Below are 20732 nucleotides of genomic sequence, written 5' to 3'. Positions count from 1 at the left end.
TTATGACAGAAACGATTAAAACAAAAATTATTCAGTTTCTCGAAGAAAGCCGCAAAAAAAGTTTTTCAATGGAAGAAATTGCTGAAGGTCTAGGACTTCAAAAAAGTACAGACTTTAAGAATCTTGTCCAGACAGTAGCGGCGATGGAACGAGAAGGCAGCGTGATTTTTAACAAAAAAGGCAAAGTGAAATTACCCATGAAACGAGTGTTTGTGGAAGGAACCTTCCGTGCCAACGAGCGGGGCTTCGGCTTTGTCACGTTGGATGAAGAAGAAGACGATATTTATATCCCTAAAGAAGCAACAGGCTATGCCATGGACGGCGATACCGTTGCTGTGGACATCGTGCACGTTGCGGATCCTTTCTCAGATCGTGGTGCAGAGGGGAAAGTCGTTGAGATCAAACAACGGGCCATCAGTCAGTTGGTCGGCGAGTTTACATTATTTGATGAAAAAGAGATCGAAGAGTCGGATCTATATGGCGTTGTTCAGCCTAAAGATAAAAAACTAAGTGAATTAAAGGTGTTTATTGGTGCTCAAGGGATTCGACCTGTAGATGGGAGCATTGTGATCGTTGAAATCAGCCATTACCCAGAAAAAGGTTATTCGAAAAGCTTAGAGGGGTTGATCACGAAAGTTGTAGGACATAAAAACGATCCTGGAATGGATATATTATCGATCGTCGTGGCGAACGGGATTCCAACAAAATTCGAGGAAGAAACCTTAGCAGCGGCAGATGCAGTACCAGATACGATCGATCCTGCCGACTTTCCGGAACGGCGGGATTTACGAGATCAACAGATTGTAACAATCGATGGAGCGGATGCCAAAGATTTGGATGATGCGGTGACCGTAAAAGCATTGCCTGACGGTAGCTTCTATTTGGGCGTGCATATCGCCGATGTTTCTTATTATGTGACCGAAAACAGCGCATTGGATAAAGAAGCGTTTGATCGGGGAACGAGTGTCTATCTTACGGATCGTGTGATTCCGATGATCCCACAGCGTTTATCAAACGGGATCTGTTCGTTGAATCCGAATGTCCCAAGGTTGACTATGAGCTGTGAAATGTGGATCAACCAAGAGGGGATCGTCACGGATTACAATATTTTCCAAAGTATTATTCAAACAAGTGCCCGTATGACCTATCAGGCAGTCAATCAAATTATTGAAGAGAATGATCCGAAAACCACCAAAGAGTATGCGGAACTAGTACCGATGTTTCATGATATGGGCGCCTTGCATCACGTGTTAGAAGCGATGCGCATCAAACGTGGGGCAGTTTCTTTTGAAGACCGAGAAGCAAAAGTCTTGGTCGATGGAGAAGGACACCCGCAAGAAATCGTTCTACGAGCACGGGGCGTCGGCGAACGATTGATCGAATCATTCATGTTGGCAGCCAATGAAACCGTGGCGCGTCATTTCAATCAGAAGCATTTACCATTTATTTACCGGATCCATGAGGAACCAAAAGAAGAGAAAATGCGCCGCTTCTTTGATTTTGCATCTGCTTTAGGGATCGTAGTCAAGCAGACCAATGGCTCGATCTCACCAAAACAATTGCAAAAAGTTGTTGAAGATGTCGCAGATAAGCCAGAGGCAATGGTTGTCAATACGATGCTACTAAGAAGTATGCAACAAGCGAAGTATTCTGAAGAAAACGTCGGTCACTATGGTTTGGCAGCGGAAGATTATACCCACTTCACGTCACCGATCCGTCGTTATCCCGACTTGATCGTGCATCGTTTGATTCGATCTTACAGTGAAGATGTCTCAGAAGCCAACCAAAACAAATGGGCTGAAATCTTGCCGGACATCGCGCTGCACAGCTCCCAAATGGAACGACGAGCAGTCGATGCAGAAAGAGAAGTCGATGCGCTTAAAAAAGCTGAGTATATGGCCGATAAAGTAGGAGAAGAGTTTGACGGTATCATCAGTTCCGTCGTTAAGTTTGGTTTGTTTATTGAATTGCCTAACACGATTGAAGGGTTGATCCATATCAATAATCTGAAGCAAGATTACTTCCATTATTTGGAAAACCATCTGGCACTTGTGGGTGAACGGACAGGCCTGACCTTTAAAATTGGTCAGAAAGTTCGCATCAAAGTCGTAAAGGCTGATCCAGAAACAAGAGAGATCGATTTCGAACTGGTAGCAGCAGAAGAAGTTGAAAAACTGCAAGCACCAAAAGCCAACAAACGTAACAACAATCAAAAAAATGAAGCTAGCCGCCGTGGAAAAAAACAACGAAACCCTGAGAAAAACCAAGGGAAACGCTTTGAGCAATCAGGCAAAGGCAAGCCGAAAAAAGCTGGCAAAGTGAAAAAGAAAAAACCTTTTTACAAAGGAATCAAGAAAAAATAATTGGAGGGATGGCCCGTGCCTAAAGGAGAAGGGAAATTAATCGCCCAAAACAAAAAGGCCCGCCATGATTACACGATCCTCGATACGATCGAAGCGGGGATCGTCTTACAGGGAACCGAGATCAAGGCGATCCGTAACAGTCGGATCAATTTGAAAGACGGCTTTGTACGTATTCGTAACGGTGAGGCATTCTTAGTCAATGTGCATATCAGCCCTTACGAGCAAGGAAACATTTTTAATCATGATCCACTACGGACAAGAAAACTGTTACTGCATAAAAAGCAGATTGCTCGTCTGATTGGCGAAACAAAAAATACCGGCATGACGATCGTTCCGTTAAAGGTGTATATCAAGGATGGTTATGCCAAAGTTTTGATTGGTTTAGCGAAAGGAAAACGCGAATATGACAAGCGGGAATCCTTGAAACGCAAAGATCAAGAAAGACAAATTGACCGAGTTCTTAGAAATTTCTAATTTTCTAAGAACTTCTTTTAGAATCCGATAGAGGTTATTGCTTTGAAAATCACGCTAAATTTGGTAGCATTTAAGGGAAAGCTGTTGATATAACAGGCTTTTTCTTCCACATAGCGACACGGGGATTTTTCATTTAATTTAGGATTTTTGGCATTGTGAGTTTTTTGTCTAATTTTCTTGAAAATGCTTTGAAATTTTCCATTCGTGGTGGTATGATACCGATTGTTATGAGAGGAAACGCATTGTAACACCAGATTTTTTTCTGGAGATGACAGGAAAAGAGGTGAGAAAGATTGGAAGATAAATCGCTTATGTTTCATATCGGTCCTATATGGTTTGATGGAACTGTAGCTATGATGACAATCATTTCTTGTATTATTGTTTTTTTGGTGGTCTTTATTTGTACACGTAATCTGCAAATGAAACCGAAAGGGAAGCAGAACTTCATTGAATGGGTCATTGACTTTGTTCGTGGTATCGTAGCGGACAATCTACCAGGATCTCAAGTGAACAACTTTCATTTGCTCGGTGTAACAATGTTTCTTTTTGTGTTTGTGGCAAATGAGATCGGGTTAGTCACAAAAATTGTGACGACAGATGACATTACCTTGTGGAAAAGTCCGACAGCAGACCCGTTTGTTACATTGACGCTTGCACTTATGGTTATTTCCTTGACACATTTCTTTGGGATCAAGTCGTTGGGCTTCAAAAATTACTTGATCAATTCGTACTTAAAACCGGTGGGGTTCTTATTGCCGCTAAAAATCATCGAAGAATTTACGAATGTCATCACGTTAGGCTTACGTTTATATGGGAATATATTCGCGGGAGAAGTGTTATTAGGATTGATTGCCAACATGTTTATTAGTCTTGGTTGGTGGTCATTGCCGATCGTGATGCCGCTAGAAATGATCTGGATTGGCTTCTCGCTCTTTATTGGAGCGATCCAAGCTTATGTATTTGTTACATTGACCATGGTATTTATGAGCCACAAAATCGTGGCAGAACATTAATCGAATCGACATACAATTAGGAGGAAAAAAGAATGAACTTTATTGGAGCAGGATTAGCAATTATCGGAGCAGCAATTGGTGCAGGGTATGGTAACGGACAAGTAATCGCAAAAACGATCGAATCAATGGCACGCCAACCTGAAATGTCAGGTCAACTACGTTCAACAATGTTTATCGGGGTAGCGTTAGTCGAAGCTGTACCGATTCTAGGGGTAGTTATCGCGCTGTTATTAGTCTTCCGATAAGACAAGCACGAAAAGGCAGAAACGAACAATTGCACTCGTTTTTGCTTTTTTCTAATGAAACAATGACTTTCAGAAAGGAAGAATCGTTATGCTAAATCAGTTGGTTATAGCGGAAGTTCAAAATCCAATGCTTGGCAATATTATCGTTGTCAGCGGATCAATTCTTCTTTTGCTATTCTTATTGAAACATTTTGCATGGGATGCCATCAGCAGCATGATGCAAAAACGGGAAGATAAAATCGCCAATGATTTGGATTCAGCGGAACAATCACGCTTGAATGCAGCAAAATTAGAAAAAGAACGCCAAGAAAAATTGGCACGTTCTCATTCTGAAGCTGCGGAGATCATCAAGAGCGCCAAAGATAGCGGGGAATTGAGTCGGCAAAATATTTTGAGCGAGACCAAAGAAGAAGTGGCTCGTTTGAAAGAAAAAGCAAACTCAGATATCACCCTTGAAAAAGAAACTGCGTTAAAAGAAGTGAAAGATGATGTTGCAGAACTTTCGCTTCAAATCGCAGAAAAAATCTTAGGCCGCGAATTGACTCCCGAAAATCATGAATCCCTAATCAATCAATATATCGAAGGATTGGGTTCAGTTAATGAAACTCGATAAATTCACAGTGGGAAAACGTTATGGAAAAGCGTTGTTCGAATTGGCGATGGAAGAACAGCGCTTGACAGAAGTTTACCAAGAATTATTGACCTTGCGTCAGATTTATCAGGAAATTCCAACATTCGGCCAAATCGTGACCGATAACCGTTTGGATCTTCATGAGAAAAGACAATTAGTCGATCAATTGCTGAAGGGCTTTGAAGGTTTAGTCAGAAATTTCTTGGAGATCGTTTACGAATATGATCGCATGGATGATTTATTGCTGATCATTGATGAATACGAACGTCGTTACGATGAATATCAAGGTCTTGTTCTCGGAACGATCACAACGGCTGTTGCTTTGTCAGCAGAACAAAAAAGCAAAATCGAAAAGCAAATCGCCGATAAGCTTGGGTACAAGCAGGCACAATTGAAAGAAACGATCGATCCAACGATTTTAGGCGGTGTCATCGTTGAAGCAAATCATCAAGTGATCGACGGTAGTATTAAGAGTCAACTGGATTATCTGCGACAAAAAATCGGCAGATAAACAAGAGATAAGAGGTGAATCGGATGGCCATCAAAGCAGAAGAAATTAGTGCCTTGATCAAAGAGCAAATTAAAAATTATCAGAACGAACTTTCTGTAGAAGAAATCGGTACTGTCACATATGTTGGGGACGGGATCGCCCGCGCCCACGGTTTAGAAAATGCCATGAGTGGAGAACTGCTTGAGTTTTCAAACGGTTCTTATGGGATGGCACAAAACTTAGAGTCAAACGATGTCGGAATCATCATCCTAGGTGATTTTGAAACCATTCGTGAAGGGGACAAAGTAAAACGAACCGGTAAAATCATGGAAGTTCCTGTCGGCGATGCATTAATTGGCCGGGTAGTAAATCCATTAGGGCAACCAATCGATGGTTTAGGTCCGATCGAAACAGATAAATCACGCCCAGTCGAAGCAGCTGCACCAGGTGTTATGCAACGGAAATCCGTTTCGGAACCAATGCAAACAGGGTTGAAAGCTATTGATGCTTTAGTACCAATCGGTCGTGGCCAACGGGAATTAGTCATCGGTGACCGGAAAACCGGAAAAACAACGATCGCTATTGATGCGATCATCAACCAAAAAGGGCAAGACATGATCTGTATTTATGTCGCAATTGGCCAAAAAGATTCAACTGTTCGTGCACAAGTGGAAACATTGCGTCGTTACGGGGCCCTTGATTACACGATCGTGGTCTCAGCAGGTGCTTCACAACCAGCACCACTGCTTTATATCGCACCTTATGCGGGGGCTGCGATGGGGGAAGAATTCATGTATAACGGCAAACATGTTTTGATCGTCTTTGATGACTTATCAAAACAAGCGGTCGCTTATCGTGAACTTTCTCTACTTCTACGTCGTCCGCCAGGTCGTGAAGCATACCCAGGGGATGTCTTCTACTTGCATTCTCGTTTATTGGAACGTGCAGCGAAATTAAGTGATGAACTAGGTGGTGGATCGATGACGGCATTGCCGTTTGTTGAAACACAAGCAGGGGATATTTCAGCCTATATCCCAACCAACGTGATTTCTATCACAGATGGACAAATTTTCTTAGAAAACGACCTTTTCTATTCTGGTGTTCGTCCTGCCGTAGCGGCTGGATTATCCGTTTCACGGGTTGGTGGTTCTGCGCAGATCAAAGCAATGAAAAAAGTTGCCGGTACCTTGCGTTTGGACTTGGCTAGCTATCGCGAACTAGAGGCCTTTACGCAGTTTGGGTCTGATCTAGATGCTGCAACACAAGCCAAATTAAACCGCGGTCGTCGAACCGTTGAAATCTTGAAGCAAAAACTGCATGAACCACTGGCAGTAGAAAAACAAGTCGTGATTCTTTATGCCTTGACGCATGGATTCATTGATAGTGTACCAGTCAATAAACTATTGGACTTTGAAGCAGAATTATTTGAATATATCGAAGCAAATGCAGCGACGATTTTTGAAACCATTCGGACAACGAAAGACTTGCCAGAAGAAAGCTTGTTAGATGACACCATTAAAGCATTCAAAGATATTTTCATGGCATCCAACGGTTCTCGGGTGACACCCCAAGATAAAATATCGACAATGCAAAACGCATAAAAAGAGGTGAGAGAAAATGGCTGCTTCATTAAATGAAATCAAGCAACGAATTGCCTCAACAAAAAAAACCAGCCAAATCACAAAGGCCATGCAAATGGTTTCAGCTGCAAAATTAACAAAATCTGAAGCTCATTCGAAACAGTTTCAAGTGTATGCCAACAAAGTACGTGAAATCGTTACGCATTTAACTGCGCAGCAGCTTTCCGATCTTGCAGGTTCTGGTCCAAAAGATGGTGTGAACTATAACAGTATGTTGGTTAGTCGTCCGGTCAAACGCACAGGCTACATCGTCATCACTTCTGATGGCGGTCTAGTGGGCGGCTACAATAGTTCCATCTTGAAGCAAATGATGACCATGCTGGATGAAGACCATGCAAAAGAAGAAGAGTATGTCATGATTGCCATTGGTGCAACTGGCGCTGACTTTTTCAAAGCACGGGGCATCAATTTGGCGTACGAGCTAAGAAACCTTTCGGATCAACCAAGCTTTGACGAGGTGCGTAAAATCGTAACATTGGCGACAACGATGTACCAAAACGAAGTCTTCGATGAATTATATGTGTGTTATAACCATCACATCAACTCATTGACTAGCCAATTTCGTGTGGAGAAAATGTTGCCGATTTCCGATCTAGATCCTGAAGAAGCCGAAAGTTATGAACAAGAATACTTGTTTGAACCTTCCAGAGAAGCAATTTTGAATCAATTACTGCCTCAATACGCTGAAAGCTTGATTTATGGTGCGATTGTTGACGCAAAAACAGCCGAGCATGCTGCCGGAATGACAGCGATGAAAACAGCAACAGATAATGCCAAAAATATTATTGGGGACTTGACGATCTCTTATAACCGAGCGCGCCAAGGAGCGATCACCCAAGAAATTACTGAAATTGTGGCGGGGGCATCCGCGTTAGAATAGTTTCAAGAACGAATGGAGGAATACGAATGAGTTCAGGCAAGATTGTTCAAGTCATTGGTCCCGTTGTTGACGTGGAATTCTCTCTAGACCAATCATTACCAGATATCAACAATGCGTTGATTGTTTACAAAAAAGATGAGCAGAAAACAAAAGTTGTGTTAGAAGCTGCCTTAGAACTTGGCGACGGCGTTATCCGTACGATTGCCATGGAATCAACAGATGGCTTACAACGAGGAATGGAAGTAATCGATACAGGCGCCTCCATTTCTGTTCCAGTTGGGACAGAAACCTTAGGACGGGTGTTTAATGTCTTAGGGGACACTATCGATTTAGAAGCACCGTTTCCTGAAGAAGCACCCCGCAGTGGGATCCACAAAAAAGCTCCTGACTTTGATGAATTGTCAACAAGTACCGAGATCCTTGAGACTGGGATCAAAGTTATCGACTTATTAGCCCCTTATTTAAAAGGGGGGAAAGTTGGTCTTTTCGGTGGTGCCGGTGTTGGTAAAACTGTCTTGATCCAAGAACTGATCCACAACATTGCCCAAGAGCATGGGGGGATCTCTGTCTTCACAGGTGTTGGTGAACGGACACGTGAAGGAAACGACCTTTATAATGAAATGAAAGAATCTGGCGTTATCGAAAAAACAGCCATGGTGTTTGGACAAATGAACGAACCACCAGGTGCCCGGATGCGGGTTGCCTTGACTGGGTTGACCTTAGCGGAGTACTTCCGCGATGTAGAAGGACAAGACGTGCTCTTGTTTATCGATAATATCTTCCGATTTACTCAAGCTGGTTCTGAAGTATCTGCCTTACTAGGTCGGATGCCTTCTGCCGTTGGATATCAACCGACACTAGCAACCGAAATGGGACAATTGCAAGAACGGATCACTTCAACAAAAAAAGGATCGGTTACTTCTATTCAAGCAATCTATGTTCCTGCCGATGACTACACGGACCCGGCACCAGCGACTGCTTTTGCCCATTTAGATGCAACAACCAACTTGGAACGTAAATTGACTGAACAAGGGATCTATCCAGCTGTTGATCCGCTAGCTTCTTCTTCTAGTGCGTTAGCACCTGAAATCGTTGGTGAAAAACACTATGAAGTAGCGACTGAAGTACAGCATGCGTTGCAACGTTATCGCGAACTACAAGACATCATCGCTATCTTAGGGATGGATGAGTTGTCTGATGAAGAAAAAACGTTAGTGGCTCGTGCGCGTCGGATCCAATTCTTCTTGTCGCAAAACTTCCACGTAGCGGAACAGTTTACTGGACAACCTGGTTCTTATGTACCAGTTGAAGAAACGATCAAAGGCTTTGCTGAGATTCTTGAAGGAAAATATGATGATCTTCCAGAAGAAGCCTTCCGTAGTGTAGGACGAATTGAAGACGTCATTGAAAAAGCGAAAAAAATTGGCTATTAATTAACCAGCCTTGAAGAAAGAGGGGAACCTCATGGATCAATTTTTAACAGTCAATGTGGTGACACCTGCTGGTTTGGTTTACGATCATCACGCGAAAATCGTGGTTGCACGTACGACAGATGGTGAGATCGGTATTTTGCCGCATCATGCCCCAATCATCGTTCCTTTGACGATTGATGAAGTCCGGGTCAAACGGATCGATTCAGATACTCACGTCGACTGGGTCGCCGTTAATGGCGGTATCCTTGAAGTGCGGGACAATGTTGTCTCCATCGTAGCCGATAGTGCGGAACGTGATCGTGATATCGACGTTTCACGGGCAGAAAGAGCAAAACAACGTGCAGAACGTCAAATCGAAGAGGCCAAACAAGTCGAAGATATCGACCAGCTTCGTCGCGCAACGGTTGCTTTGCACCGCGCCATTAATCGAATCAACGTGTCAAAACATTCCTAAAAAAACAAGGGCATCTTGCCTTTGTTTTTTTTTATTCGAGAAAACGTTTTAAAAACTTTTTAAAGTCTTTTCATGAAGGTTTCAAGAAAGATTATTTTTTATCTTGACATCTTTGTGGTATGATAGGAATGTTCAATTATGAAAAAGGAGCAGGAAGTATGCAAGTGTATGGAATTGATGCAATCATTCGAATCGTGAGTCATTTAGCGTTCATCTATTTAGCATTTTGGGCATTGCAATCTGTGCGGATCGATGCTTTTTTTAAAGCCTTACGAACGACTCAGATACGAATGATCATGGTGTTTCTTGCGATTGCATTAGGCTACACCGCCAGTACTTTTTTCCTTGAGTTGATTGCGTTATGTCGTAATTTATTTTTAACAGGTTTTTAAGAATTTCATTAATATATGCAAAAACACCGAATATTATGCTATAATTGGCAAGATTTGTGTGAGTCACTGCATTATTTGGAGGGAACATAAATGGAAGAGATGATCGTTCAAGGTGGTAATCGATTAACTGGAACAGTGAAGATCGAAGGGGCAAAAAATGCTGTTCTACCTATCTTAGCGGCAAGCTTATTAGCGGAAGAAGGAACAACGACATTAACAAATGTACCGATCCTTTCCGATGTATTAACAATGAAAGAAGTGATTCGGCATTTAAATGTCGCAATCGATTTTGAAGAAGAAAACAATACGATGACGATCGATGCATCACAAGAGTTAGCGATCGAAGCACCTTATGAGTATGTAAGCCAAATGCGCGCTTCAATCGTAGTCATGGGGCCTTTGTTAGCCCGTAATGGTCATGCCAAAGTGGCAATGCCTGGCGGCTGTGCAATCGGCAAACGACCAATTGATTTGCATTTGAAGGGATTTCAAGCACTAGGCGCTCAAATCATCCAAAAAGATGGATACATAGAAGCGATCGCCGATGAGTTAAAAGGCAATAGCATTTACTTGGATTTCCCAAGTGTCGGCGCAACGCAAAATATCATGATGGCTGCCGTAAAAGCTAAAGGTATCACCATCATTGAAAACGTCGCTCGTGAACCTGAAATCGTCGATTTAGCAAACATTTTAAACAAAATGGGTGCCAAAGTCTTTGGTGCAGGAACCGAAACGATGCGTATCGAAGGGGTCGATCACCTTCATGCGGTGGAACATTCGATCGTCCAAGACCGTATCGAAGCAGGAACCTTTATGGTTGCAGCAGCGATGACCCAAGGAGACGTCATTATTAAAGATGCGATCTCAGAACACAATCGTCCATTGATCTCAAAATTGATCGAAATGGGCGCAGAAGTGACTGAAGTAGCTGAAGGGATTCGTGTCGTTGGACCTGAACAATTGAAGGCAACAGATGTGAAAACAATGCCTCATCCAGGTTTTCCTACGGACATGCAAGCGCAAATGTCTGCTATTCAACTTTTAGCAGCTGGAACGAGTGTTGTGAACGAAACTGTATTTGAGAACCGTTTCCAACATTTAGAAGAAATGCGTCGGATGAATGCTCATGTCAAAATCGACGGCAACGTAGCAGTGATCGAAGGCGGCCATGAATTGCAAGGTGCGCTGGTCTATGCAACGGATTTACGTGCAGCAGCAGCGTTAATTTTATTAGGTCTACGTTCAACTGGTCGGACACGTGTCCGCAATCTAAAATATTTGGATCGTGGCTATTACAAATTCCATGAAAAATTGCAGCAATTAGGTGCTTCTGTGGAACGAGTTTCTGAAGCAGTTGAAGAAACCGTACCAGTAAACGCATAGTAGGAGTAGGAGAGAATAAAGTGAAGTTGAACCGTTACATTCTAACTAGCTTGATAAAAATTCTAATCGTCATATTATTAGCTATTTTATTGTTCTTAGCCGGAACGATGATTGGCTATGGGGTGATTGGCGACGGTAGTCCTTTTAAAGTCTTCTCTCCAAGTCTTTGGAATCATATCTTTGAGTTTATGAAGTAACCCCAAACTAGGACTTATGCCTCGTGCTGAGTCCTAGTTTTTTCTATCTATCTTCACTGAATCGTGATCATAAAAAGAAAGGTTGGCAAGAAATGAGTAAACTTTTGATTGGCTTTGTTCGTTTCTATCAACGTTTTATTTCCCCATTATTTCCTCCTAGCTGTCGTTATTATCCGACTTGCTCAGGATACATGATCCAAGCGATCCAAGTCCATGGCGCAGCCAAAGGAGGTTTGATGGGGGTAGCTCGTATCTTACGCTGCCATCCCTTTGTAAAAGGCGGTATAGATTACGTACCCCAGACGTTTACTTTAAAACGAAATACGCAAGACAAAGTCAAACCAACGTACCGTTATCGGAAAAGTTAAAAGGAATCAACAAAAATGTAAAAAAGGAGCCAAAAAGCCATGATTCGTCCAATCGACTCTAATGAAGCGTATCCTTGGGCGTTGCTGCTGGATGCAGATCCTGAAAAAGCAGTCGTAGAAAGCTATCTATATAATAGCCAAACACTTGTTTATGAAGAAGCTGGAGAAATGATTGGTGTGCTAGTTTATCAAAATCAAGGCAACAACTGGGAGATTATGAATGTGGCCGTTTCTCCAGAAAAGCAAGGAATGGGCATTGGTCGTCAATTGCTGCAAGCTGCCGAAGAAGCGATCCTCAGTCAACACCTTGGGGCAAAACGGCCGATTGTAGTGATCAAAACTGGTAGTCTGCCCTCTGCAGCCCTGACTTTGTACCAAACGCAAGGCTATGTTGAAAAAGACCGGATGGAAAATTATTTCACCACTCACTATGCTGAACCGATTTTCGAAAATGGGCAGCAGTTGATCGATCAAGTTATTTTGGAAAAGCAGCTCTAATCCCATAGAGACAGTCTATGGCGATTTTAGGCTGTTTTTTTTATTGTTCTCGGAAATCGCTTTCTTCAAGCGGGGACTTACGGTAAAATAGATAGTATCAGAATAATAAAGGATTGAGGGAAATAAATGGCGATTTTAGTCTTTGATATGGGTGGTTCAGCAGTAAAATATGGCGTCTGGGCACAGGATTCTTTGGTGAGTAAAGGCAAATTTACTACACCAAGCACGTGGCAAGAAATGAAAGCCCAGTTGCAGCAAGTAAGAGCAAGCGTAAACGAAGAGATCGAAGGGGTCGGGATCAGTGCTCCAGGTGCAGTCAATGCCCAAGAACGTCGAATCGACGGTATCAGTGCGATTCCTTATATCCATGGGTTTGACATCTACTCTGAACTCGAAGGAGTGTTTGGGGTACCAGTAACCATCGAAAATGATGCTAATTGCGCTGGGATGGCTGAATTCTATCAAGGAGCGGGCAAAGAGTATCAGCAAGCAGCTTTCGTTGTGATCGGAACAGGCGTTGGCGGTACCCTGTTTCAAAATGGTGAGCTAGTCCGTGGGGCACATTTATACGGCGGTGAATTTGGGTTGATGATTTTGGATCAAGGCAAAACATTTTCGCAACTAGGGACAGCGGTTCAGATGGCTTGGCGTTATTGTGATCGAATTGGTGTAGATCGAACCACAATTACCGGCGAAGAGGTCTTTCAACGTGCAGAAGATGGGGATGCCATTGCGATCGAGGAAGTCAATAAATTTTACCGCTATTTAGCGCAAGGACTATTCAGTATTCAATTTGCTTTTGATCCTGAAGTGATCATTATCGGTGGCGGTGTCAGTGCCAAAAATGGCTTGTTAGAAGAAGTGAATCAACGGTTGAAAAAAATGTTGGCAGATCAAGCTTTAAATGATTTTGTCCCACTGATCAAGCTATGTGACTATCGCAACGATGCCAATCTAGTTGGGGCGGCAGCCAATTTTCAAGCATTGTATCCACGAAATAGCCGCTAACATCTTGATGTAATGTTTTCAAACGTCCTTTTGACAAAAAATGAAGCAATTCGAAACGATCAAAAAGTAAGCAAAGGAAAAAAACTTTGCTTGCTTTTCTTTTTGTTCAAAAAAATGAAAAGCGATTCCATTATTGATGGAACAGTGTTTTAAAAACACCATTTTTTCCTAGTAAAAAAAATAAATTCTGAATAGATGAAATATTCTGATAATTCGTTGACATTTTCCAGATTTTTCAGTATATTGGATAACATATTCAGGGGAAGTGAAGGAGAGGAAAATTATGAAAAAGAAATTTGCGTTTTTGTTTGCGAGTTTGTTTTTGTTGACAGCATGTAGCGCTGGACCAACAGGTGGATCAACGGATGGCAGCGGGGCTGCTGAAGGTGGCAATAAACAAGAGGGAGATACCATCAAGATCGGAACCAACTTAGAGTTGTCAGGAGCCGTAGCTGCTTATGGGACGGCTGAAAAAGAAGGAATCGACTTAGCAGTAGAAGAAATCAATGCTGCCGGCGGTATTCTTGGAAAACAAATTGAAATTATTTCGAAAGATAACAAATCAGATAACAATGAAGCTGCAACGGTAGCAGCCAACTTAGCTACAAATGATAAAGTTGTAGCCATCATTGGTCCAGCAACTTCTGGTGCTACGAAAGCGGCTTTGCCTAACGTGACCAGAGCACAAGTACCAATGGTTACACCTTCAGGTACTGACGATGCGATTACTTATACTAGTGGGAAAGTGCAAGAATTTGCCTTCCGTTCTTGTTTCCAAGATAGCTTCCAAGGAACGATCTTAGCGAAATATGCGGCTGAAAATTTGGATGCATCAAAAGCCGTGATCTTGGGAGACAACTCAAGTGATTACGCAATTGGATTGACGGAAGCATTTAAAGAAAGTTACCCAGGCGAAATTGTCTTAGAAGATAACTTTACTGAAGGCGACAAAGATTTCCAAGCAGTTCTTACAAGAATCAAAGATGTCGACTTCGATGTCTTGTTCATTCCAGGCTACTACACAGAAGCTGGTTTGATCATCAAGCAAGCGCGAGAATTAGGAATTGATCAAGCAATCATTGGTGCCGATGGATTCGGTGATGAAAAAATGGTTCAAACAGCTGGTGCAGAAAATGTCAGCAATGTTTACTATACCGGTCACTTCTCTACCAAAGCACCAGCAAACGACAAAGTTGAGCCCTTTGTGGCAGCTTTCAATGAAAAGTATGGCAAAGAACCTTCTGCTTTTAATGCGTTAGCCTATGATGCAGTTTACATGATCAAACAAGCAATCGAAGATCAAAACTCAGCAGATTCATTGGCAATTGCAGCTGGTTTGTCTGAACTGAAAGACTTTGTCGGCGTGACAGGTGAAATCACAATGGATGAAAATCATAACCCTGAGAAATCAGCAGTTGTTTTAGGATTGACTGACGGGAAGGAAACCTCAGCAGACACTGTGGAACCTTAAAAACCTGTAGTTGTTTGGCAGTGAAAACTGGGACAGACCTGATGTGTTTGTCTCAGTTTCTTTTCTCTAATGAGAAGAACCATAATAAATGATATTGGAAGTGAGTATATGGAAATGATGATCCAACAATTGATCAACGGCTTGTTTCTAGGCAGTATCTACGCCTTGTTAGCGTTGGGTTATACGATGGTGTATGGCATCATCAAGCTGATCAACTTCGCCCACGGAGAAGTTTATATGATTGGTAGTTTTATCGGTTACTTTTTGATCAATCAATGGCAATTGGGCTTTTTCCCAGCGTTATTCATTTCGATGATCGCCAGTGCAGCACTTGGGGTAACGATTGAATTTTTAGCCTATCGTCCTTTGAGAAATTCCACGCGAATTTCGGCATTGATTACGGCAATCGGGGTTTCTTATTTTTTGCAAAATGTCATGATTTTTTTCTTTTCTGCCAATGTGCGCCCGTTTCCGCAAGCAATCGAACGAAAAACCTATTCCATCGGGTTTGTTCAAGTAAGTAATGTCCAGTTATTGATTTTGGCTGTTTCGGTTACCTTAATGATTCTCTTGCAATTGATCGTGAAAAAGACCCGTATGGGAAAAGCGATGCGTGCAGTAAGTGTTGATGCAGATGCAGCGCGTTTGATGGGGATCAATGTTAATCGAACGATTTCCTTTACCTTTGCCTTAGGCTCGGCTTTAGCTGCAGCTGGCGGGATGCTGATCGGTTTGTATTATAATTCCATTGATCCATCAATGGGGGTCGTTCCTGGTCTGAAGTCTTTTGTTGCGGCGGTTCTCGGCGGGATCGGGATCATTCCTGGTGCAGCTTTAGGCGGCTTTGTGATCGGTTTAGTGGAGACAGCAGCGACAGCGCTTGGTTTTTCTGATTACAAGGATGCTTTAGTGTATGTCATTTTAATAATTATATTGTTGGTTCGTCCAGCTGGGATCCTCGGCAAAAATATCAAAGAGAAAGTGTAGGTGGCAGAAATGAAAAAGAATTTACGTTACAACTTAATCTGGCTCGCTCTGGCAGCTATTCTTTATTTTGGATTATTTGCAGCCTACAATGGCGGAATGATTAATTTGTTCTCTGATGCGATCATCGTCAATATCGGAATCAATATCATCTTGGCAGTCAGTTTGAATCTAATCATCGGCTTTTCAGGGCAATTCTCCTTAGGACATGCTGGGTTTATGGCAATCGGTGCTTATGCTGGCGCGATCCTGTCGGCAAGCAATCCAACCTTTGGCGGCTTTTTAACTGGTTTACTGGTGGGGATGCTGGTTTCAGGTGCAGTCGCATTAGTGGTTGGGATTCCGACCCTCCGTTTAAAAGGCGACTATCTAGCGATCGCTACCCTAGGTGTGGCAGAGATCATTCGGATCTTGTTGGTGAACCTACGAGGCTTGACCAATGGTCCTGCTGGAATTTTCGGATTGCCCCAATTCAGTAATTGGCAGATCGTCTTTCTCTTTGCCGTTCTATCGATTCTTGTCGTTTCAAACTTTATCCATAGCGGACCAGGCAGAGCGACTTTAGCGATTCGGGAAGATGAGATCGCTGCAGAATCGATGGGGGTCAACACAACGAAATACAAGGTAATTGCATTTGTGATGGGGGCAGTGATGGCAAGCATTGCTGGTACCCTTTATGCCAGCTATCAGCAGTCGGTTTTCCCACGAGATTACGGTTTTATGAAATCGATCGATGTGTTGATCATCGTCGTTTTTGGAGGGCTTGGGAGTACCACAGGAGCGGTTGTTTCGGCAGTAGTGCTAGGAATCTTAAACATGTACTTGCAAGGCTTCTCTGATTTGCGCATGATCATTTATGCATTGGCTTTGATCATCATCATGATCTTTAAACCAAGCGGACTTTTAGGGACCTGGGAATTCTCCGTAAAAGGACTGTTGGACAAATTTAGAAAAAAGGGGGATGACAACGATGCCTCTATTAGAAGTTAAAAGCTTAACGAAAAACTTCGGTGGTTTAGCTGCTGTTTCTCATGTAGACCTCCATCTAGATACCAATGAGCTGGTCGGGTTGATTGGACCAAACGGTGCCGGCAAGACAACGCTCTTTAACCTCCTGACAGGTGTTTATGAGCCTAGTGAAGGCGAAGTGCTTTTTGAGACCCAAGGTAAGCCAAAACGTTTAAATGGCGTGAAGCCTTATAAAATCGCGGATTTAGGCCTTTCAAGAACCTTCCAAAATATTCGCTTGTTTAAAAACTTGACCGTAATGGATAACGTCTTGATCGCTATGAACAGTAAGCATAAAGAAGGACTACTGACGAGCATCTTGCGTTTGCCAAAGTATTACAAAAACGAAGAATCCATGAAGAAAAAAGCCTTAGAGCTGTTACGGATCTTTGATATGGATGGCAAAAGCCAAACGTTAGCGAAAAATTTGCCTTATGGCGAGCAACGCCGTTTAGAGATCGTACGCGCATTGGCTACAGAGCCAAAAATTTTGTTTCTTGACGAGCCGGCAGCGGGGATGAATCCTCAGGAAACAACAGAACTGACAAAGCTGATCTATAAGATCCAAAAAGATTTTCAATTGACGATCCTCTTGATCGAGCATGATATGAGTTTGGTCATGGAAGTGTGCGAACGGATCTATGTACTGGAATACGGGCAAGTCATCGCCCACGGTGAACCAGAAGAGATCAAAAACAATCCACGGGTAATCGAAGCCTATCTAGGAGGGGAAATCTGATGCTGGAAATTCAAAATTTAAGTGTTCACTACGGCATGATCCAAGCAGTTCATGATGTTTCCTTCCACGTCAATCAAGGAGAGATCGTTTCGCTGATTGGTGCCAATGGTGCCGGAAAAACCACGATTTTACGGACGATTTCTGGATTGATCCGTCCTTCAAAAGGCTCCGTCACTTTTGAAGGAAAGCAAATTGAGAAAGAAGCACCGCAAAAAATCGTCGCAAACGGTTTGTCGCAGGTGCCAGAAGGGCGGCACGTCTTTTCCGGTTTGACGGTTCAAGAAAACTTAGAGATGGGCGCCTTCTTGCGTAAAGACAGTGGTGTCAAAGAAGACTATGAACAAGTTTACCGCAAGTTTCCTGTATTGAAAGAACGCCTCTCGCAAGATGCGTCGACATTATCTGGCGGTGAGCAGCAGATGTTGGCAATGGGGCGGGCATTGATGTCAAAACCGCGCTTGCTTTTGCTGGATGAGCCATCGATGGGCTTGGCGCCAATTTTTATCAAAGAAATTTTTTCCATCATTCAAGAAATCAAGCAGCAAGGAACGACTGTGCTGCTGATCGAACAAAATGCGAAAATGGCTTTATCGATTGCCGATCGCGGCTATGTATTAGAAACCGGGAAAATCGTTTTAGAAGGTACCGGAGAAGAATTACTAGCAAGTGATGAAGTTAGAAAAGCGTATCTAGGAGGTTAAACAATGAGCGTAAGTGATTTTATGACGAAGACGGTCATCACCGTCGATTCACAAACACCGATCTTTGATGCAATAGATGTGATGAAGCAGCACGATATCCATCGTCTACCTGTCGTTGATGATGGCAAATTAGTAGGGTTGATCACGGAAGGAACGATCGCTGAAGCAACCCCCTCAAAAGCGACAAGTTTAAGTGTTTATGAAATGAACTATCTCTTAAATAAAACGACAGTCGCTGATATCATGTTGAAAAAAGTGACTACGATTGAACCAGATGCACTATTAGAGGACGCCATTTCCGTCATGCGTAGTGAGAACGTGGGGGTTTTACCAGTCATGGATGATGATGCCTTAGTGGGAATCATTACCAACAATGATATTTTCGATGCCTTTTTGAAAATCACTGGGTACCACGATGGTGGAACACGAGTGTCCATTGAGATCACGGATGACCATGTGGGTGTTTTAGCAGACGTGACGAAACTCCTTGCGGATCATCAGATGAGTATTTTGACGATTGTGGTAAATCGGATGGCACTAAAAACAGTTGTTGAGATCCAAGTAGAATCACGGCAAGTCGCAGCAATCGAGAAAATTTTAAGCGATGCAGGCTATACCGTGACGAGTGCTGTCTTGACGAACCAGAAGTGATCTAAGAAAAAGTAGCTGATCGTAAAGATTGGCTACTTTTTTTATTTCCAGAAGAGATTTTCTTTTTCTTTTGTTGCTTTTCTGTTAAAATAGGAAGGTGCTGTAAAGAAAGAGGTGCAACCATGTCTAAGAAAAATAAAGATATCGAAGTACGTATTGAAGAAACAACAAAAGCCATTCATGGCAAAGACTATACCGTCAATGAATTATTCATCGGAAAAAAACGCATTGGTGAGATTTTAACAACTGGACCAAAAGAATTTCAAAGCTTTTTAGGGGATGAAGATCTAGGTTCGAGCAGAAGCTTAGAAGCTGCAATCGAGATGATTATTCGTCAATGGAATTTACATGAATAATTTCTAGAAAAATTTACTTTTTGCTCTTGCAATTTGTTATCTTTTTCGGTATTATAACTATTGTCAGGTTTGAGAAAAACCTTTTGGAGGAGTAGCGAAGTGGCTAAACGCGACGGACTGTAAATCCGTTCCTTAGGGTTCAGTGGTTCGAATCCACTCTCCTCCACCATTATTGGGGTATAGCCAAGCGGTAAGGCAACGGACTTTGACTCCGTCATGCGTTGGTTCGAATCCAGCTACCCCAGTCAAAGAGATACGTAGAAAAAAACAGCAAGCACTCTTGCTGTTTTTTTGTTATTTAAAAAGAATCGTGTTTTTTTATAAGTACTTAAAGAAACAGGAGGCTGATATGGAAGAAGCCACTTTCAACAAGCTAGTTTCTACGAAATTGAAAAAAGCAATGGTTGCTTTGGGGCATTTCTATGAAACAGGTATGGAGTGGAACGGAAAATCACAGTCGATTCTTTCACAGAAATTTCTTTCAGAGAATTTAAAATATTTGGGCATTTTTGGTTCTGTTTGGTATACTTAGGCAAATCAGTTCCTTTGAGAGAACCATTTTATAGCATGAGAAACGAGCGATGACAGGAATATTGCCGATTTTCGGAAGTGATAACTTTACTAGATGGGGGCTTAACGAAGATGGGAAATGAAACGACTTGGGAGAACACAGACCGCCTTTATCTGTTGTGTCAACCAATCATGCAGGTAAAATCGCTAAGTCAGCAAGAGGTGAATGGCTATGAAGTCTTGCTACGTAGCGAGAAGAACAACCGATTTCCACAGCAAGAATTCAGCACAATGATTCAAACTGAAAGTGGCAATCAGCAATTGATGAGATGGTATGCCAAGGAATTGCGGCGTTTATGCAAAAAAAAGCCGGAAACCCGCTTTAGTGTCAATATACATCCACAACAGCTGCTGTGGCAGTCTACGTGGTCCTTTTTTGAAACGATGGCTGTTTATAAGGCGCAGTTGCAGATTGAATTGACGGAACACCCCGTACGCATACAGCAAGAGTCATTTGATTTGTCTGTAGCCATTGCAAAAATTAAAGCTTATGGTTATGTGATTGCGGTCGATGATATCGGTTGCGGACAAAATACCCTCTCGTTGGTCTTTGCCAATCTTGCCAGCGTTGATTGTTTGAAATTTTCGTTGTTACCGTTTATTCAGCTTGATGAGGAGATTGGCTTCAGCTTTTTGGCTTGTTGGTTGAAGGTTGCCCAAAAATATCAGCTTGAGCTGATCGTTGAAGGGATCGAGAACCGCGAAAAAATGGTCCAGTTGCTTGAGATGGGGGTGCATTTGCAACAAGGATATTTATGGTCTAAAGGAGAGCGATTGTGATGG

25 protein-coding genes and 2 tRNA genes are annotated in these 20732 nt (G+C 42.5%); all 27 read left to right on the top strand.

Features of this window, described 5'->3' with window-relative positions:
• Positions 1–2: 2 nt before the first annotated feature.
• Positions 3–2363: a ribonuclease R gene (rnr, locus tag IGI92_RS12195; protein ID WP_301389211.1), complete on the top strand. Its 2361-nt coding sequence runs from the start codon at positions 3–5 to the stop codon at positions 2361–2363.
• 15 nt (positions 2364–2378) lie between these two features.
• Positions 2379–2837 carry an SsrA-binding protein SmpB gene (gene smpB / locus IGI92_RS12190; protein ID WP_008380870.1) on the top strand — a complete coding sequence of 153 codons (459 nt, stop codon included), beginning with the start codon at positions 2379–2381 and terminating at the stop codon, positions 2835–2837.
• A 293-nt stretch (positions 2838–3130) separates the two neighbouring features.
• Positions 3131–3850, top strand: a complete 720-nt coding sequence (gene atpB, locus IGI92_RS12185; protein WP_008380872.1) for a F0F1 ATP synthase subunit A — start codon at positions 3131–3133, stop codon at positions 3848–3850.
• 32 nt (positions 3851–3882) lie between these two features.
• On the top strand, positions 3883–4095 hold the full coding sequence (gene atpE, locus IGI92_RS12180; RefSeq protein WP_005228705.1) for an ATP synthase F0 subunit C: 213 nt from the start codon (positions 3883–3885) through the stop codon (positions 4093–4095).
• 88 nt (positions 4096–4183) lie between these two features.
• Positions 4184–4708 (top strand): F0F1 ATP synthase subunit B, encoded by a 525-nt coding sequence (atpF, locus tag IGI92_RS12175; RefSeq protein ID WP_005228706.1) that lies wholly within the window; start codon positions 4184–4186, stop codon positions 4706–4708.
• Positions 4695–5237, top strand: coding sequence for a F0F1 ATP synthase subunit delta (locus tag IGI92_RS12170; protein WP_005234375.1), 543 nt, complete (start codon positions 4695–4697; stop codon positions 5235–5237). The genes atpF and IGI92_RS12170 overlap by 14 nt, the downstream gene beginning before the upstream one ends.
• 23 nt (positions 5238–5260) lie before the next feature.
• A complete protein-coding gene (atpA, locus tag IGI92_RS12165; RefSeq protein ID WP_008380876.1) occupies positions 5261–6817 on the top strand; it encodes a F0F1 ATP synthase subunit alpha in 1557 nt (518 codons plus the stop codon).
• 16 nt (positions 6818–6833) lie between these two features.
• The gene (locus IGI92_RS12160) at positions 6834–7736 is read left to right on the top strand and encodes a F0F1 ATP synthase subunit gamma (protein WP_005228710.1); all 903 of its coding nucleotides are present in this window, start codon (positions 6834–6836) and stop codon (positions 7734–7736) included.
• 26 nt (positions 7737–7762) lie between these two features.
• A complete protein-coding gene (atpD, locus tag IGI92_RS12155; RefSeq protein ID WP_005234377.1) occupies positions 7763–9169 on the top strand; it encodes a F0F1 ATP synthase subunit beta in 1407 nt (468 codons plus the stop codon).
• Positions 9170–9200: 31 nt separating this feature from the next.
• The gene (locus IGI92_RS12150) at positions 9201–9623 is read left to right on the top strand and encodes a F0F1 ATP synthase subunit epsilon (protein ID WP_005228716.1); all 423 of its coding nucleotides are present in this window, start codon (positions 9201–9203) and stop codon (positions 9621–9623) included.
• Between the two features lie 158 nt (positions 9624–9781).
• Entirely contained in the window at positions 9782–10015 is a 234-nt protein-coding gene (locus IGI92_RS12145; RefSeq protein WP_034878399.1) for a DUF1146 family protein, read from the top strand.
• Between the two features lie 90 nt (positions 10016–10105).
• The gene (gene murA, locus IGI92_RS12140) at positions 10106–11398 is read left to right on the top strand and encodes a UDP-N-acetylglucosamine 1-carboxyvinyltransferase (RefSeq protein ID WP_008380882.1); all 1293 of its coding nucleotides are present in this window, start codon (positions 10106–10108) and stop codon (positions 11396–11398) included.
• Positions 11399–11418: 20 nt separating this feature from the next.
• On the top strand, positions 11419–11595 hold the full coding sequence (locus tag IGI92_RS12135; RefSeq protein WP_005228723.1) for a DNA-directed RNA polymerase subunit beta: 177 nt from the start codon (positions 11419–11421) through the stop codon (positions 11593–11595).
• A 92-nt stretch (positions 11596–11687) separates the two neighbouring features.
• Complete coding sequence (gene yidD / locus IGI92_RS12130; protein WP_008380886.1) at positions 11688–11963, top strand: membrane protein insertion efficiency factor YidD; 276 nt, start codon at positions 11688–11690, stop codon at positions 11961–11963.
• Between the two features lie 39 nt (positions 11964–12002).
• Positions 12003–12461: a GNAT family N-acetyltransferase gene (locus IGI92_RS12125; protein ID WP_005234382.1), complete on the top strand. Its 459-nt coding sequence runs from the start codon at positions 12003–12005 to the stop codon at positions 12459–12461.
• A 126-nt stretch (positions 12462–12587) separates the two neighbouring features.
• On the top strand, positions 12588–13469 hold the full coding sequence (locus tag IGI92_RS12120; protein ID WP_005234383.1) for an ROK family protein: 882 nt from the start codon (positions 12588–12590) through the stop codon (positions 13467–13469).
• A 283-nt stretch (positions 13470–13752) separates the two neighbouring features.
• Entirely contained in the window at positions 13753–14940 is a 1188-nt protein-coding gene (locus IGI92_RS12115; RefSeq protein ID WP_008380891.1) for an ABC transporter substrate-binding protein, read from the top strand.
• Between the two features lie 108 nt (positions 14941–15048).
• On the top strand, positions 15049–15927 hold the full coding sequence (locus tag IGI92_RS12110) for a branched-chain amino acid ABC transporter permease (RefSeq protein WP_008380893.1): 879 nt from the start codon (positions 15049–15051) through the stop codon (positions 15925–15927).
• Positions 15928–15936: 9 nt separating this feature from the next.
• Positions 15937–16914 (top strand): branched-chain amino acid ABC transporter permease, encoded by a 978-nt coding sequence (locus tag IGI92_RS12105; RefSeq protein ID WP_005228744.1) that lies wholly within the window; start codon positions 15937–15939, stop codon positions 16912–16914.
• Positions 16895–17671, top strand: coding sequence for an ABC transporter ATP-binding protein (locus tag IGI92_RS12100; protein ID WP_008380898.1), 777 nt, complete (start codon positions 16895–16897; stop codon positions 17669–17671). Before IGI92_RS12105 ends, IGI92_RS12100 begins: the two co-directional genes overlap by 20 nt.
• Positions 17671–18372, top strand: a complete 702-nt coding sequence (locus IGI92_RS12095; RefSeq protein ID WP_005234392.1) for an ABC transporter ATP-binding protein — start codon at positions 17671–17673, stop codon at positions 18370–18372. Before IGI92_RS12100 ends, IGI92_RS12095 begins: the two co-directional genes overlap by 1 nt.
• A gap of 3 nt (positions 18373–18375) precedes the next feature.
• Positions 18376–19023, top strand: coding sequence for a CBS and ACT domain-containing protein (locus IGI92_RS12090; protein ID WP_008380901.1), 648 nt, complete (start codon positions 18376–18378; stop codon positions 19021–19023).
• A 122-nt stretch (positions 19024–19145) separates the two neighbouring features.
• Positions 19146–19379 carry a DUF2969 domain-containing protein gene (locus IGI92_RS12085; RefSeq protein WP_005228752.1) on the top strand — a complete coding sequence of 78 codons (234 nt, stop codon included), beginning with the start codon at positions 19146–19148 and terminating at the stop codon, positions 19377–19379.
• Positions 19380–19464: 85 nt separating this feature from the next.
• A tRNA-Tyr gene (locus tag IGI92_RS12080) sits at positions 19465–19548 on the top strand.
• Positions 19549–19552: 4 nt separating this feature from the next.
• Positions 19553–19624: transfer RNA gene (locus tag IGI92_RS12075), tRNA-Gln, on the top strand.
• A gap of 104 nt (positions 19625–19728) precedes the next feature.
• Positions 19729–19911, top strand: coding sequence for a hypothetical protein (locus tag IGI92_RS12070; RefSeq protein ID WP_086297747.1), 183 nt, complete (start codon positions 19729–19731; stop codon positions 19909–19911).
• Between the two features lie 110 nt (positions 19912–20021).
• Complete coding sequence (locus IGI92_RS12065) at positions 20022–20729, top strand: EAL domain-containing protein (RefSeq protein WP_005234399.1); 708 nt, start codon at positions 20022–20024, stop codon at positions 20727–20729.
• Positions 20730–20732: the final 3 nt, after the last annotated feature.

The sequence above is a fragment of the Enterococcus sp. DIV2379 genome (assembly GCF_050542965.1).
GTDB lineage: Bacteria > Bacillota > Bacilli > Lactobacillales > Enterococcaceae > Enterococcus_D > Enterococcus_D entomosocium.
Note: the sequence above shows the minus strand (reverse complement) of the source record. Positions and strands in the feature narration are given on the sequence as shown.